The sequence below is a fragment of the Bacillus sp. PK6-026 genome (assembly GCF_054161455.1).
In genome coordinates, this window is sequence record NZ_CP096418.1 from 2,499,626 (window position 1) to 2,515,098 (window position 15,473).

The 15,473-nt window shown below is 46.4% G+C and carries 19 protein-coding genes; 2 read left to right on the plus strand and 17 right to left on the minus strand.

What is annotated here, in order from left to right:
* Positions 1-128 precede the first annotated feature (128 nt).
* The 3 genes from M1D59_RS12765 to M1D59_RS12775 all read right to left on the minus strand — a co-directional run bounded on the left by M1D59_RS12765 (position 129) and on the right by M1D59_RS12775 (position 2,185).
* Positions 129-398, minus strand: a complete 270-nt coding sequence (locus M1D59_RS12765; RefSeq protein ID WP_023857494.1) for a hypothetical protein — start codon at positions 396-398, stop codon at positions 129-131.
* The gene (locus M1D59_RS12770) at positions 388-1,518 is read right to left on the minus strand and encodes a Rap family tetratricopeptide repeat protein (protein WP_043054368.1); all 1,131 of its coding nucleotides are present in this window, start codon (positions 1,516-1,518) and stop codon (positions 388-390) included. The genes M1D59_RS12765 and M1D59_RS12770 overlap by 11 nt, the downstream gene beginning before the upstream one ends.
* Positions 1,519-1,747: 229 nt before the next feature.
* Positions 1,748-2,185 (minus strand): peptidylprolyl isomerase, encoded by a 438-nt coding sequence (locus tag M1D59_RS12775; protein ID WP_020452019.1) that lies wholly within the window; start codon positions 2,183-2,185, stop codon positions 1,748-1,750.
* Between the two features lie 337 nt (positions 2,186-2,522).
* Here M1D59_RS12775 and M1D59_RS12780 point away from each other — a divergent pair, with 337 nt between their 5' ends.
* Complete coding sequence (locus tag M1D59_RS12780) at positions 2,523-3,419, plus strand: DUF1002 domain-containing protein (RefSeq protein WP_020452020.1); 897 nt, start codon at positions 2,523-2,525, stop codon at positions 3,417-3,419.
* Here the strand turns inward: M1D59_RS12780 and M1D59_RS12785 are convergent.
* Positions 3,416-4,276 carry a poly-gamma-glutamate hydrolase family protein gene (locus M1D59_RS12785; RefSeq protein WP_023857497.1) on the minus strand — a complete coding sequence of 287 codons (861 nt, stop codon included), beginning with the start codon at positions 4,274-4,276 and terminating at the stop codon, positions 3,416-3,418. The genes M1D59_RS12780 and M1D59_RS12785 overlap by 4 nt on opposite strands.
* A gap of 259 nt (positions 4,277-4,535) precedes the next feature.
* Positions 4,536-5,855, minus strand: coding sequence for a diaminopimelate decarboxylase (lysA, locus tag M1D59_RS12790; RefSeq protein ID WP_195536653.1), 1,320 nt, complete (start codon positions 5,853-5,855; stop codon positions 4,536-4,538).
* 365 nt (positions 5,856-6,220) lie between these two features.
* Between lysA and M1D59_RS12795 the strand changes: the two genes are divergently transcribed.
* The gene (locus M1D59_RS12795) at positions 6,221-6,550 is read left to right on the plus strand and encodes a hypothetical protein (protein ID WP_023857499.1); all 330 of its coding nucleotides are present in this window, start codon (positions 6,221-6,223) and stop codon (positions 6,548-6,550) included.
* Between the two features lie 44 nt (positions 6,551-6,594).
* Here M1D59_RS12795 and M1D59_RS12800 read toward each other — a convergent pair whose 3' ends face one another.
* From M1D59_RS12800 to M1D59_RS12855, 12 genes are all read right to left on the minus strand, one after another.
* Positions 6,595-8,067 carry a spore germination protein gene (locus tag M1D59_RS12800; protein ID WP_020452024.1) on the minus strand — a complete coding sequence of 491 codons (1,473 nt, stop codon included), beginning with the start codon at positions 8,065-8,067 and terminating at the stop codon, positions 6,595-6,597.
* Positions 8,027-8,629, minus strand: coding sequence for a stage V sporulation protein AE (locus M1D59_RS12805; protein WP_020452025.1), 603 nt, complete (start codon positions 8,627-8,629; stop codon positions 8,027-8,029). The genes M1D59_RS12800 and M1D59_RS12805 overlap by 41 nt, the downstream gene beginning before the upstream one ends.
* 6 nt (positions 8,630-8,635) lie before the next feature.
* Entirely contained in the window at positions 8,636-8,986 is a 351-nt protein-coding gene (spoVAE, locus tag M1D59_RS12810; protein ID WP_020452026.1) for a stage V sporulation protein AE, read from the minus strand.
* Between the two features lies 1 nt (position 8,987).
* Complete coding sequence (gene spoVAD / locus M1D59_RS12815; protein ID WP_020452027.1) at positions 8,988-10,007, minus strand: stage V sporulation protein AD; 1,020 nt, start codon at positions 10,005-10,007, stop codon at positions 8,988-8,990.
* 12 nt (positions 10,008-10,019) lie between these two features.
* The gene (spoVAC, locus tag M1D59_RS12820; protein WP_020452028.1) at positions 10,020-10,469 is read right to left on the minus strand and encodes a stage V sporulation protein AC; all 450 of its coding nucleotides are present in this window, start codon (positions 10,467-10,469) and stop codon (positions 10,020-10,022) included.
* A 13-nt stretch (positions 10,470-10,482) separates the two neighbouring features.
* Complete coding sequence (locus tag M1D59_RS12825) at positions 10,483-10,908, minus strand: stage V sporulation protein AB (protein WP_025811211.1); 426 nt, start codon at positions 10,906-10,908, stop codon at positions 10,483-10,485.
* Positions 10,898-11,518, minus strand: a complete 621-nt coding sequence (locus tag M1D59_RS12830; protein WP_020452030.1) for a stage V sporulation protein AA — start codon at positions 11,516-11,518, stop codon at positions 10,898-10,900. The genes M1D59_RS12825 and M1D59_RS12830 overlap by 11 nt, the downstream gene beginning before the upstream one ends.
* A gap of 152 nt (positions 11,519-11,670) precedes the next feature.
* Positions 11,671-12,438 (minus strand): RNA polymerase sporulation sigma factor SigF, encoded by a 768-nt coding sequence (gene sigF / locus M1D59_RS12835; RefSeq protein WP_020452031.1) that lies wholly within the window; start codon positions 12,436-12,438, stop codon positions 11,671-11,673.
* Between the two features lie 12 nt (positions 12,439-12,450).
* Entirely contained in the window at positions 12,451-12,891 is a 441-nt protein-coding gene (gene spoIIAB, locus M1D59_RS12840) for an anti-sigma F factor (RefSeq protein WP_020452032.1), read from the minus strand.
* Complete coding sequence (gene spoIIAA / locus M1D59_RS12845) at positions 12,888-13,241, minus strand: anti-sigma F factor antagonist (protein WP_020452033.1); 354 nt, start codon at positions 13,239-13,241, stop codon at positions 12,888-12,890. Before spoIIAA ends, spoIIAB begins: the two co-directional genes overlap by 4 nt.
* A 93-nt stretch (positions 13,242-13,334) precedes the next feature.
* Entirely contained in the window at positions 13,335-14,507 is a 1,173-nt protein-coding gene (locus M1D59_RS12850) for a D-alanyl-D-alanine carboxypeptidase family protein (protein WP_020452034.1), read from the minus strand.
* Positions 14,508-14,664: 157 nt separating this feature from the next.
* Positions 14,665-15,471 carry a purine-nucleoside phosphorylase gene (locus M1D59_RS12855; protein WP_031304985.1) on the minus strand — a complete coding sequence of 269 codons (807 nt, stop codon included), beginning with the start codon at positions 15,469-15,471 and terminating at the stop codon, positions 14,665-14,667.
* Between the last annotated feature and the right edge of the window lie 2 nt (positions 15,472-15,473).

The window sequence follows — 15,473 nt, forward strand, 5'->3', positions numbered from 1 at the left end:
TTTGCATTTTGTTTCAAAAAATATCCCCTAAAGGGGACTTTTTACGTGTTATTTCACACCTATCCTCTTTTTATCGGACATAAAAAAGGCAGTGCTCATATAAGCGAGCACTGCCCTTTGACGGAATATTATGTTACATTTCGTTCTCCGATATGAATCGGTGACGTTTTGGCAGATGTTACGTTTCTCTCAGCAACATGTACCGGTGCGGATGTTACATTTCTCTCAGCGATTTGCACCGGTGTGGACGTTACGTTTCTCTCGGCGATTTGCGTCGGTGCGGACGTTACATTTCTCTCGGCGACTTTCATACCATCTGTTTGCGTCATCAGCACAGCACTTGCCAGAGAAAGTCCTGCTACTGAAGCAGCGGCGGTTAACAACAGTTTAGATTTCATACGACCAGTCCCCTTTTTTCATTTGTTTTCGAGCACTGAATACCGTTTGATAGAAATAAACAGAGTCGCTCAAGCGCCCAATTTCATTATAGTATTCAGCAGCTTCCAATGCCAAGTCCTCAATATCGGGATACATCTTTTTTGACCCGAGCAGCTGAAAAGTTTCCAGCATTTGAGCTCTTCCGTCATCATCAAGATACAAGGCTTTCAAAAAATGAAATTTTGATAGATAGATCGAATCGTCTGATCGCCGGGCGATGTCAATCCCTTTGTTTAACGCGTCATCCGCCTGTTCCAGCTGCTTCAGCTTGAAATATGCATGTGCAAGACTAAAAAACGCTTTTGGGAGAATATCTGATGACTCTTCTTGATAAATCGCAGCAGCTCTGTTGAAGTATTCAGCCGCCCGATTAAAATCCCCCATCTTATAATAGCAGTTACCCAAATTGTAATAGGTGTGTCCTTCCAATATGAGCTGGCCTTTCTCCTGTGAAAGCTTCAGCGCCTTTTCAAGATGCGAAAGCGCTTTTTCATTCGAATCCAGATCGTCATAGTTGCCTGCGATGACGAACTCGCATTGGATTCTCCGAACCGTGTAAGTTTCATGCGCCTGGTAGGTTTCAATCGCTTGAAGCGCATAGTTCATCGACACGTGGCTCTGTTTCATATGATAAAACACTTCAGCCATTTTAAAATGAAACTCGGCTCTCTCTATTTCGTCCTCGACATGCAGCAGCTTTTTTTCGGCGCGCCTGTAAAAAGAGATCGCTTTAATATAATCATGGTTTTTATATTCATACATCCCTCTAAAAAAATTGAAATAATATTCAAGCAGGCCTGTCAGCTTTCCTTGTTCATCTTCGATATCTTTTAATATTTCAGAAAAGTCAGGCGGGGTTTCGCCTTCTTCCAATGGTTTTACGTAATCAAGCATGATTCTGTGTCTGAATTCCATTAAGGCGTAATACAATAATAAGTCTTGATCTTCTTCCATTTGAGAAATTTCGCGCTCAATTTCTGCCTTCAGCATTTCGGCGTCCGTAACATTGAATTTGCGTATCGCGTTATACCAGTCATTAATTTTTACGCCGACTGCAGTCGATGGGATTTTTACGCTCACCCCTTACGCCCCTTCCTTTTATACAGATTGCGTTCTCTTTCTAGCTCTTCACTTGAATATATTTTACATAAAGGGTCATTTTTTCACAATTATTTTATTTATTAGGATCATCATTTCCTAGCAAAACGCGGTCGAAGAATCGGTCCCTGGTCCTATTGCATCTGGAAAATGAACACCGTTTCAGACAAAAAAACAGCCCGGCTTAGCGGGCTGTTTCTTCGCTTTCTAATTATGCGTCAAATACTTCGACTTTTTCCATGCCTTGTCCCTGCTCCATTGAAGTGACAGCATCAAGACCTGATGTGACTTTTCCAAAAACAGTGTGTACGCCGTTCAAGTGCGGCTGAGGCTCATGGACGATAAAGAATTGGCTGCCTCCAGTATCTTTTCCTGCGTGAGCCATTGAGAGAGAACCGGCTTCGTGTTTATGCGGATTCCCTTCTGTCTCGCATTTAATCGTATATCCAGGTCCGCCTGTTCCGGTGCCGTGCGGGCAGCCTCCTTGGCTGACGAAGCCCGGAATGACGCGGTGGAACTTCAACCCGTCATAGAACCCTTCGTTTGCAAGTTTTTCAAAGTTGGCGACAGTTCCCGGCGCCGCTTCCGGATATAGTTCAAACTCGATTTTTTTGCCGTTTGTCAGTTGTATGTATCCTTTTTTAGCCATCTTGATTCTCTCCTTTCATTTCACAAGGGTCATTATATCATATCAAAGAAGCACAGAGCCAATCTACCTGAAATAAACGGCGCTCTTGCATCACTTTTGTAAAAGATTTTTAAAAAAGGTTGAATCGCCTGTGAAAATCATGAATGATAAAAGAGCGGTGTGATACGATACCCGGAGGGCATTTGACTTGAAGAAAAATGGATCACTTTTTTTCTTTGAAACCTCTCTCATCTTTCATCCGTCTATATTTCGGAACGCATTATTTCCGTTCCGGCAGGCTTCTTTAAAAGTACAGCAATTCTGCCTGAAGCCTGCATTTTTAAGGAGGGCATTGAGCTTGAAAAAATCGATACTAGGAATCTTTACAGCATTGTGTCTGCTCATTTTCCCGCAGGTCAGCTTTGCTGACGCCGCAGTGGGTGATGTGATCGTCACGCTGGGGAAAGACTTGTCAAGCCAGGACAGACAAAAGGTATTAAAAGAAATGAATGCGCCTGAAAATGCGACCATCATCGAGGTGACAAATGATGAGGAGCATAAATATTTAGGGGATTATATACCGAAAGCACAAATCGGAACAAGAGCGATTTCTTCTTCTTCGATTACCGTAGCGAAAAAAGGCACCGGTTTGGAAGTGCAGACACACAATATCAGCAGAATTACGGATGAAATGTATTTAAACGCGCTGATGACAGCCGGTGTAAAAGACGCTAAAGTCTATATCACTGCACCATTTGAAGTATCAGGCACAGCCGCTTTGACCGGTTTAATGAAAGCCTATGAAACGACTTCGGGCGAAAAGATCTCCGAAGACGTGAAAAAAGTCGCGAATGAAGAGCTAGTCACCACTTCAGAGCTTGGCGAGAAAATCGGCAGTGAGAATGCATCAGCGCTGATGGCCAAAGTCAAGGAAGAAATCTCGAAAAACGGGGTTCCCGAATCAAAAGAGGAATTGGAAAAAACGATTGATTCCGCCGCTTCCGATCTGGGAGTGACGCTCACAGAGGATCAGAAAAAATCTCTCATGTCTTTATTTAATAACATGAAAAATATTAATATCGACTGGAACCAGGTTGGAGACCAGCTTGACAAAGCAAAAGATAAAATCACGAAATTCCTGGATTCTGAAGAAGGACAAAATTTCCTTCAAAAACTGATCGACTTCTTTGTGTCTCTGTGGAATGCCATCGTTTCCGTATTCACCGGCGGCGGCACCTCAGAGTCCAACGGTTAACACAACCGCCAAAACACCTCCTTTTTCAATTGAAGGGGGTGTTTTATTTTTGCAGAGGGGAAGTCCCCTCCGTCTTCTTCATAGTTTTCGTGAATAAAATCGGTCAGCAGTTTTGTAAATCGGTAAAACGTTTCGTTTTGCGTCGCTGCCCTGTCTTTTAGCGTGAACCGATCAAATAAAGATTGGCGGAATCCTGTGCTCATTTCAAGCTGAATGCTCAGCCCGGAAAGCGACTTGTTGGCGATGTTATTCGGATGGGTTCCGGCGTACTTGTCGTCCGTCGCCAGCATTTCAGCGGCAAACCCCGAGCGATTCAGCTCATCAACCAATATTCTGATTTTAACGCGGTCTGTCCCGCCCACTTTAATAGCGCGGTCTTCACTGTAATAGCCGTGAAGCGACATGACATACTGGTGGCTCGCAGTGATGGCGAGCGCCGCCGGCTCGTCAAAACGGGTGCTTGTAATGTGAAGATCCCTATTGCCTGATGATTTCAGCCCTTCAAACAAGTACAAGGAATAATTTTTCGCCACTTCATTGGCGATTTCACTTGTTCCGGGTTCGATGCCGCCTCCATGGATCGCCATGATGAGCATCGGCACTTTTGCGTCCTTCTCCGTCATTCGGTAAGACGCCGGATCTTCATTCCGCTTCAATTCTTCAAAGCTTGAATATTTATCAGCGGACTGTGTTGCAGGATGAGCCGCAGCAGAATATGGGAATGAAATCACAGCAGAAATTAATAAAATATTCACAGAACTGTTTATTGCTGTAAAACACTTCGCTATGTTACAATCAACACATTGCTTCAGGCACTGGAGCATGCGGTGGAGTAGGGATACTTTGGCCGGTTTCATCTACTCCGCCTCTAAATCCGCAAAATCAGCAAATCTCATCCTTTTCACCTTGATCATTGCCTTTACCATCTCCTTTGTTAAATTTTTGTTAAATTCCCAATATTATATACAATCAGCCCGGTCGCTGTTCTATGCATGTCATGATCTTTTTTGCAAAAAACACCGCCCGATGGCCGGGAAATATTCTTCATGCGGCAAACGGGAAAAAATTCTTTTTGAATAAAAAAATGGAGACCCCCTTGAGGGAATCTCCATTTTTTTATTGTTTTACTTTCGATTTCAGCGGCAGATCCAGCTTGACGATATCCTCATACGTCTCTCTCTGAATGACGAGCTGCGCTTCTCCATCCTCGACAAAAACGACGGCCGGGCGCGGAATGCGGTTGTAGTTGTTGGCCATGCTGTAGCCGTATGCACCGGTGCAGAAAACGGCGAGCACATCTCCGTCACGAACTTCGGGGATTTCCAAATCCCAAATCAGCATATCTCCGCTTTCACAGCATTTTCCTGCGATTGATACGGTATCATGACAAGCATCGTTCATCCTGTTGGCGACGGCCGCTTCATATTTTGCCTCATAAAGCGCCGGCCTGATATTATCGCTCATGCCGCCGTCAACAGCCACATATTTGCGAATGCCCGGCACCTCTTTTTGCGAACCGGTCGTGTACAGCGTGGTTCCCGCATCTCCGACGAGAGACCTGCCCGGTTCGATCCAAATCTCAGGGATGTCAAAGCCGAAATGCTCGGCATTTGCTTTGACCGCCTCGATGATTTTTTCAACATAGACATCGGCAGCGAGCGGCTCGTCGTCTTTTGTATAGCGGATGCCGAAGCCCCCGCCGAGATTGAGCACTTCCGGAATGAATGAGTAAGTCTCCCTCCATTCAGCGAGCTTTTCAAAGATCTTGTCTGCCGCAAGAACAAATCCCGCCGTATCAAAAATTTGCGAACCGATGTGGCAGTGCACGCCGAGGAGCTTAAACGCAGATGAGCGAAGGACTTGTTCGATGGCTTGTTCGACCTGCCCATTGTGCAGATCAAAACCGAATTTCGAATCTTCCTGTCCCGTCGTAATATAATCATGCGTGTGCGCTTCAACTCCCGGTGTGATTCTGAGCAAAACGTCTACAGTTTGTCCTGATTGCTTGCAAAGCTTTTCTGCAATGGCGATCTCGTGAAAGTTATCGAGCACGATGCAGCCGATTTGATGCTCCAGAGCCATGGCTAGTTCTTCAGGGCTCTTATTGTTTCCGTGAAAATGAATCCGTTCAGCGGGGAACCCTGCTTTGATCGCAGTAAAAAGCTCTCCTCCCGATACCACATCCAGAGACAGCCCCTCTTGTTCGGCAAGCTGAATCATGGCGACCGCTGAAAACGCCTTGCTTGCATACGCTACCTGCGCTTTTAAACCGGCTTCCCTGAATGCCTTCTGGAATTTTCGGGCGCGCTCTCTTATCAGCGCGACATCGTATACATAAAGAGGTGTTCCATATCTTTCTGCCAATGATAGAACATCGACACCGCCGATTTCGAGGTGTCCACTTTCATTTCGTCTGCTAGTACCATGTAAAAACAATTGTCATTCCCTCTTTCTCTATCTACAAAGGTGCAAGGGGCGGTCCGATTGCTGCCCGATGCATCTTCCGGCTTCATGATAGTGCGATTCTTATGTTGTATTATAACATTTCGTTTTAAAAACTAAACCACCATTTGTCCAAATTTTCTTGATTTACAAAGGGAATAATCCCCTAAAAAACCAATCCATTCTATTGATTATAGAATAACAGAAAACAGCACTTGATAGAAATAGGCATACATAACGTCCATTCAGTTAAAAAAAGAGCTGAAAAATCGAGATTATCGCCCATACAAATAGGCATTTACCTGAATATAATCTTAAAGATGAAACCTAAAAAAACGAAGTGGGAAAGAGGTTATCATATGTATCCAAACCGTTACCCCTACACCCCGGCTCCAGGCTATACACCGGAAGATGTATACGGCTCTTATCAGCCGGCTGTACATCATGAACAGCGAATTTACGAGCCTTATGAAGGGCAGATTATTACAGCTCCGGCGAATACGAGATTTTGGCGGAGAGGAACCGAGGTTTTCCTTCATTCGTCAACGTTTGACCCGTCCGGCCGCGAAATGCTGTATGTCGTCTATCCGATCAGAAGACAGAACAACATCTGCAGCCTCCGGGCAGTCGCGATCTCTGCGAACGAATACAGAGGTATCGGGACCCAAAGACCTGAATTCGATTACTGAAAAAGAGGCTTTTCCCCGGGGAAAAGCCTCTTGGAATACCGTCTTCACGGCTGTCTGGAGCGGTTTCGCGGATGAACGATGCTCGGCCTGACTTTTCCCCCGGGAACGGAAGTGCGCACGAGAACATGCCAAAACGCTTTTCCGTTGAACGGGAGGAGAGGCCATAAGTAAGGCGTCCGCAATGATCTGATCGAAGTCATCACTATAGTTAAGATCGTTAATCCGATGACAAATCCCTCCACTTTAAAAAGCGCCACCAATATCAGCATAAACAGCTTCACCATTTTATTCGCCAGACTCAGCTCGTAGCTTGGTGTCGTGTACGCTCCGATTGCCGAGAGGGAAACGTATAAAATGACTTCGGGAGAAAACAAGCCGACATTGATCGCGATATCGCCGATCAATACGGCAGCGATCAGGCCCATTGCAGTCGAAAGCGCCGTCGGCGTATGAATGGCGGCCATTCTTAAAAATTCGACGCCGAGATCCGCCAGGAAAATCTGCATGATAATCGGGATATGAGTGTCTTTGTTTAAACCGATAAACGATAAATGATCAGGCAAGAGCGACGGCTGAATGACAAACAATAGCCAAAGCGGCAGCAAAAAGGTGGAGGCCAAAATACCGAAAAACCGCACCCACCTTAAAAACGTCCCAACAGCCGGTGTCTGTCTGTATTCCTCAGCATGCTGTACATGGTGAAACAAGGTCGTCGGCGTAATGATGACGCTTGGCGACGTATCGACGATCACGATGACATGCCCCTCTAAAATATGGCTTGCGGCTACGTCTGCCCTTTCCGTAAACCTGACAAGCGGAAACGGATTGAAGCCTTGGCCGACAATGAATTCCTCTACCGATTTATCCGACATCGGCAGTCCGTCGATCTTCACATTTTCAATTTCTTTTTTTAATACTTCAACAAGATCGGGATCTGCAACATCTTCCAAATAGCAAAGGCAGATGTCTGTTTTGGAGCGTTCACCGATATGAAGCATTTTATAGCGCAGGCGTTCATCTCTGATCCGGCGTCTGATCAGGGCTGTGTTGACGATGATGTTCTCGACGAGCCCGTCTCTTGCACCGCGTACGACTTTTTCTGTATCAGGCTCTTCCGGCGTTCTGCCCGGATAGCTTCTGACATCAATGATAAATGCAAATCCCGCATCTTCGACGATGATGGCAACCAGTCCCGACAGCACTTGGTCCACCGCTTCATCAAGCGTTTCTGCTTTTGAAACCTGCTGGTTCAAAAGCCTGTTTTCGACAATGTCTTCGACCTCGCCCGACTCTTTTTCTTTATCATTGAGATGGACCAGTTCCCTTAACAGGTGAATGATGTATTGGGTGTCGCACAACCCGTTGACATAATAAAGCTGAACTTCATGGCCGAGGATAAAGACCTTGCGTACGCCAAGGTCAAAGCTTTCTCCCATGCCGACCCGCTTCTTGAAATACGCTTCATTCTTAGAAGGATCAAGGAATACGTTCGTCTTCTCTTGCTTTTGAGCACTCATGATACCCGCTCCTTTCTAAAATGAGCTCGACCGCTTTCATTGTAATCGGCGACCCTTTTTCCACATCGTCTTTTCTGTTCATTTTACCGATATCACCGATTCCGACGATGATCGGAACATCCAGCTGATCAAGGCAATAGACCGTGTCACCGTTCATTCGTTTGACATCGAGCTCTTTGACCCCGTGTTTATCGACGCCGAATTCCGTCAGTTCACCTTCCGCATCGATTGATACATCGATCCTTGTCCACTCTGCATAATGAGTTTTTGAAGCGACGGCGATGACCCCGAGCACCTCGATATCGGCATGCATCGCTACATATTTCATCGCTGTCTCTCCCGGCCCTTCGCCTTGAAGTCCGGAATCATCAAACATGACGAATACAGGATCATGAGGGGTTTCTAGGATCATGGATACAAGCTCCGGTCCCGTTTTAATGCTTGGATTCCCCGCCGATTGGGAAATACAGCGGCCGCCCGTTTTTCTTGCCGCATATTCGATTGCTTTTGCAGCGTATATATCGCCGTCTGTGACCAAAATGACCTTGCGTTTTGCTGGCATTATCCTTTATCCTTTCGGTTTAAAAATCACGGCAACAAGAAAAGCAAACAAGATAGCGGCAGATACACCGGCAGATGTCAGTTCGAATATCCCCATGCCGATTCCGATAAAGCCATGTTCCTCAGCCTGGTGCATCGCGCCGTGCAAAAGAGAATGGCCGAAGCTGACAATCGGGACTGTAGCCCCGGCACCGGCAAATTCGATAAAACGGTCGTAAAGGCCGAAACCGTCAAGGATCGCTCCTGATACGACAAAAGTTGACATGACATGAGCCGGCGTCATTTTAAAGATATCAAGCAAAAGCTGGCCGATGACGCAAATCAATCCTCCTGCAATAAAAGCAATGACATATTCCATCTTAAGCGTTCCCCCCTTCGGCCCGTTCAAATACGACGCCATGGGCAATGCATGGTATCGATTCTTTTTGCTGGACGATCGTCGGGCTTAAAAGGGCGCCTGTCGCTACAACAAGCACTCTGTTCAGCCTTCCCGCTTCAATTTCTTTAAAAATGTGGCCAAAGGTGACGACAGCGGAACAAGCACATCCGCTTCCGCCTGCAAAAACCTGCTGGTCAGGCGTATAGATCATCAGTCCGCAGTCATTATGTTTTGTCCCGACATTGATTCCTTCCTCTTTTAACAAATCCTTCAAAATCGGGCTGCCGACACCTGAAAGGTCGCCGGTTAAAATTAAATCGTAATCATCAGGGGTGCGTCCCAGATCCTCTAAATGCTGCTTGATCGTATCCGCCGCAGCGGGGGCCATCGCCGACCCCATATCCTGCGAATCGGTAATCCCCAAGTCGATAACTCTTCCGACGGTTGCACTGCTGATTTTGATGCCGCCTGGCTGCTGACTGAGGACGACTGCTCCGCTTCCGGTCACTGTGGATGTAGCGGTTCCCGGCTTTTGGCCGCCGTATTCCGTCGGGTAGCGAAACTGCCTTTCAGCAGTAGCATTATGACTGCTGGTTGCCGCTAGGGCACGCTTTGCGAAACCTCCGTCAATCAATGCCGAACTGATCGCGATCGATTCCATTGATGTCGAGCATGCTCCAAATAAGCAAAGAAAAGGAATTTTCAAATGCCTCGCCACATAGTTGGCTGTCACGTTTTGGTTGAGCAGATCGCCTGCCAAAAAGATATCGATGTCTTCCTTTTTAAGATTTTGTTTTGATAACGCAGTCTGAACCGCATCCTCCATCAGCTTGCGCTCTGCCATCTCCCAGTTTTTCTGGTTGCAGTGCATTTCATCATAGGTTTTGTCAAATAAGTGTCCAAGCGGACCTTCTTTTTCTTTAGGTCCAACCGCTGTTCCGCTCGAGTTAACAAACAGCGGGTTCTCGAACTCCCATGTTTGTTTTCCAGTTAATTTCATGATGTTTTCCTCCTAAAACAACTTGTCAAAGGCAAAGCGGATCATTCCCACAATATAAGCGGCCACAACGCCGAACACGATGACGTTTCCGGCAAGCTTGAACATGTTTGTCCCCACGCCGAGAACATAGCCTTCGCTTTTATGCTCAAGGGCTGCACTCGTCATACTGTTGGCGAACCCTGTAACCGGAACGGCGGAACCAGCGCCGGCAAACTGGCCGATTCTGTCGTAGACGCCAAGGCCTGTTAACAGAGCGGAGATTAAGATGAGCGTAGCAACCGTCGGGTTTCCAGCTGTTTTTTCATCAAAGTGGAATACGGCCATATAAAAATTCTGGAGAGCCTGGCCGATCGTACAGATCAGACCGCCGACAAGAAAAGCCTTGATACAGTTCAGGACATAAGGCGGCGTAGGCTGATAAGCTTTGACTTTCGATTGGTAATTATCTTTCAAACTTGACATCATATTCCTCCTTTTATGACAAATGAACAAAAATGAGCCATTGAAACATCGAGCCAAGGATCTTCCCGAACACAATGGCCATTAAAAGAATCAAAATCCTGTCCCCCATACCGATGCGTTTCGCCAGTATCGGAAGCACGTTCAACACTTCTGTCAGCGCCGCTGCAAGCATTCCGATGAAAACGCCCGCAAAAAGGCCGATCGGAACAAGCAGCCATTTGGATAAAAAAAAGCGGGACATGTTCAGCGATTCCCATCCTCCGAACACCGCGCCCAGAATGACAGCCCATTCATACGCCTGGATAAACCCTTGCGTTTTCGTCAGCTGAGTCAGTCTCGGTATAATGCCAAGCACGGTAAGAAAAGCGACAAATCCAGATCCAACCGCAATCCCTCCTGCGAGTCCGAGAAAGATGATAAAGATCACGCTAATGATCATGAATATCCTTTGTCGTTTCTTTGTTTTCGTGCAATGCCACATAATGGTCCAAATCAAGCTGATATTTAAACATCTCGACCTCCAGAGGGCTCGGCTCCTCGTTAAACCGTTTTTTAAATAAATGATTAAAAAACAAAATCATGCCGAGACCGAGACCGATGCTGTACGGAATCTGCAAAAGGTATGGATAGCGGTTCTCCTTGCCCGTCACCATTTCGTAAAGCAAGATGTGTACGTCCCTCATGCTGACATCTTCATGAAAGTTCATGACAGCAAGGCCGGCACCGACGAACAGGAGCAGCCAGACGCCGACGAACAGTACGGGAGACAGCCCCCTTTTCGGATATTGGATCTCCACGATTGTTTCGGAACCGCCGACGGTTTGGACGTCAAGGTCAGGAAACGATTTATGTACAGCTTCGATCACCTTCATCACGTCCAACACCACCATGCTTTGATCCGCTTTGCTGACCTGATAAATAGGCAGCCGTTCAAGCTTTTCTTTGTATCGGCGGTCGCCCGCTACCTGTGCGATATGGCCGAGCAGAATCAATTCATCGGGATCGGCCTCAAGCCGGTGGCGGAGTCTGATAAAAACTTGACGTTCCATCTGGGTCACTTCCTATATGATGGTTATAGTTGTAGTATGAAGTACATCCCATTTATCATTCAGCAAGCGGCAAAAGACCATAAATTACCACAAAAAAACCGGAACACTCTTTTTTGGAGCGTTCCGGTTTTTCATTAGACATCCGAGCAGCCTCAGCTTTCAAATTGATCCATCTGGTTTTTGATTTGCTTTAAAATCTTTTTTTCAAGCCTCGACACTTGCACCTGGGATATGCCGAGGCGGTCGGCAACTTCAGATTGCGTCTTGTCTTTGTAATACCTTAAATAAACAATCAGCTTTTCCCGTTCATCCAAATCCTTGATGGCTTCCTTCAAAGCGATTTTATCGAACCACTTCTCTTCCGACTGATCGGCGATTTGATCCAGAAGTGTAATCGGGTCTCCGTCGTTTTCGTAAACCGTTTCATGAATGGATGAGGGAGAGCGGACCGCTTCCTGAGCCATCACGACTTCTTCCGAACTGATTTCGAGATAATCGGCGATTTCCTGAACGGTCGGAATCCGTCCGTTTGACTTGGAAAGCTCGTCTTTTGCCCGCCGGATTTTGTTGCCGAGTTCTTTCAGCGAGCGGCTCACTTTGACGGTTCCGTCATCTCTGATAAACCGCTGAATCTCGCCAATAATCATCGGGACGGCGTAGGTGGAAAACCGAACGTCATAGGAAAGATCGAATTTGTCCACCGACTTCAAGAGGCCGATGCAGCCGATTTGAAAGAGGTCATCAGGCTCATAGCCTCTGTTCAAAAAACGCTGAACGACAGACCAAACAAGACGCATGTTTTTTTCTATGAGGAGGTCCCTTGCTTTTTGATCGCCGTTCTGGCTGTTTTTAATCAGTTCTTTCACTTCATGGTCTTTAAGCTGAGTGTTCTGGTTTTCTTTTTTAACCTCCACATCCATAACAAATCTCCCTTAATTGCAAAGCGCTTTGCTTTTTGATAAGTGCTTTGTTAAGTGTATTGTGGTTCCCATCTCAGGTGAGGAGTCGATCGAGATATCATCCATGAAATTTTCCATGATCGTAAAGCCCATTCCCGACCGCTCGAGTTCAGGCTTTGTCGTGAACAGGGGCTGGCGCGCTTCCTCAAGATCAGGGATGCCGACTCCTTCGTCACGAATCGTTAAGTAGACGATATGATCATGAAGGGTGACGGAAATGTATACGTCTCCCTGCCCTGAGTTTTCATAACCGTGTATGATCGCGTTTGTGACCGCTTCGGATACGACCGTTTTAATTTCGGTCAGTTCATCCATCGTCGGGTCGAGCTGAGCGATAAAAGCAGCGACTGTCACCCGTGCAAACGATTCGTTTTGGCTGAGTGCCGTGAACTGGATATTCATTTCATTTTTCATGACGCCACCCCCAACGTTTCAAGTGCACGCTGCTCTGATTGCTCAAGGCGAATGATTTTAAACAGCCCGGACATATCAAATAAACGTTTGACAGCAGGAGAAATGGCGCAGACGATCATTTCTCCGCCGAGCTGTTTAATCTCCTTATATCTGCCGAGCACGACGCCAAGTCCTGAACTGTCCATAAACGAAAGGTCTGCAAGATTCATGACAATATGGCGAATGCCGGATTGTTCCAGATGGTCACTGACTTGTTTTCTCAAGGTTTCTGCTGTATGGTGATCGAGTTCACCTGTCAACCGAATGCATAGTACGGATTCTTTGACGTGAATATCGATTCCGAGGCTCATCCTCATTCCTCCTTGGTTTAAATCGGATAATGAGTGTTTCGCTTCAGACTTTATAAATTCCTTCACCGTGACAAAACTAGTGACCGTTCGGCATTATTCACTCCACTTCGTCCAGTGGGTCATCGTCCGCTTGAACATCGTCCACATCCCTGCTTTATCCATGTCTTTTTCCGCGACAAGAGGGCTTTCAGCGAGAACCTTTCCGTCCTTTTTCAATACGAGCGTCCCAAGCTCTGTGCCTTTTTTGACAGGGGCCTGGATATCTTCCTTCTGTTTGATTTCTTTTTTAACAGCTTCGATATTTTCGCCTTTTTTCGTCAAAAGGGAAATCGGTTCCGATGTGACAAGGTTTATTTTTTGCTCATGGCCTTTATTGACCTTCAAATCGGAAATGATTTCATTGCGTTTATACATCGGATGCGTTTCATATTGGCTGAATGCAAAATCAAGCATTTTTGTGATTTGGGCATTTCGTTCTTTTGGCGTACTGGCACCAAAAACGACAGCGATGACGCGCATGTTTCCTTTTTTCGCTGAAGCTGTCAGGCAGTACTTTGCTTCATTTGTAAAGCCGGTCTTGACTCCGTCAACGCCGGGATAAAATTTGATGAGGCGGTTTGTGTTGACGAGCCAGAATTTTTTATCACTGTTTTCTCTCAGATAGTCTTCATATGTTCCCGTAAATTTCGTGATGTTTTCATATTTTAAAAGCTCTTTCGCCATGAGTGCCATGTCATAGGCTGTGCTGTAATGGCCTTCTTCAGGCAGACCTGTCGTATTTTGAAAAGATGTATCCTTGAGGCCGAGCTCAGCGGCTTTTTCATTCATTCTTTTGACAAATTCCTCTTCAGATCCGGCAATATGCTCTGCCATTGCCACAGAGGCATCATTACCCGATCCGATGGCGATCCCTTTCAGCATATCTTCAACCGTCATTTCTTCGCCGGGCTCAAGGAAAATTTGCGATCCCCCCATTGAAGCGGCATACTCGCTTGTTCTGACTTTGTCTTTCATTTTGATCTTGCCTTCATCAAGAGCTTCCATGATCAACAGCATGGTCATCACTTTTGTCATGCTGGCCGGGGGAAGCTTTTCACGGCTGTTCTTGTCATACATCACCTTACCGGTATCCCGCTCGATTAAAACGGCAGATTTTGCGTCATCAGCAAGCTCCGACGGTTTCTTTTCGCTCTCTTTTGCAAACGCCGGCGGCGCAGTCATCAGGATTATCGTAAAAATCAGCAATTTGGATAAATGACGTTTCATCACCCAGACCTCCATTTCGTAATCCTCTCTATTTTTTCCAATCCAGTTGGATTTATACGGATTGATTGGAAAAAATTTCTCATCAGGCAAAAAGAAAGAGCCAATGCAGGTTCTTATTTGAACTTGCATTGGCTCACATTTCAACTTCGCGGCGGTTTTAGCCGATTTTGGCGACGGCCGCTTTAACAAACCGCAAAAAGTCGGCTTTTACTTTTTCGGTGACTTCGATCACTTCGTCATGGGAGAGCGGCTGATCGAGGATTCCGGCTGCCGCATTTGATATACACGAAATGCCGAGCACGCGAAGGCCCGCATGTTTTGCAACGATGACTTCCGGAACCGTCGACATGCCGACAGCATCCGATCCGATCGTTCTGAGGAAGCGCACTTCGGCAGGCGTTTCGTATGTAGGTCCTGTGACGGCTGTGTAAACCCCTTCTTGTACACTGATGTTCAATTCTTCGGCTGTTTTTTTCGCCAAGAGGCGCAGTTCCTTATCATATGCGGATGACATGTCAGGGAATCTGACACCCAGCGAGGAATCGTTCGGCCCGATCAGCGGATTCGTTCCCATATAATTGATATGATCGGATATGATCATCAAATCGCCGGGACGGAACGATTCATTGACGCCGCCTGCGGCATTGGTCACAATTAAAGTCTCGATCCCGAGTTCTTTCATGACACGTACCGGGAAGGTTACCTTGTCCATTGAATATCCTTCGTAAAAATGAAAACGCCCTTGCATCGCGACGACTTGCACATTTTCAAGTCTGCCGATGACAAGCTGTCCGGCATGCCCTTCAACAGTGGAAACAGGAAAATCCGGGATGTCTTCATATTTAATGCGAACGGCGTCTTTTATCTCATCAGCAAGCACGCCAAGGCCCGATCCCAAAATCAGGCCGACCGCCGGTTTGATTTCTGTTTTGCTTTTAATATAGTCTGCGGCATTTGCAATCATCT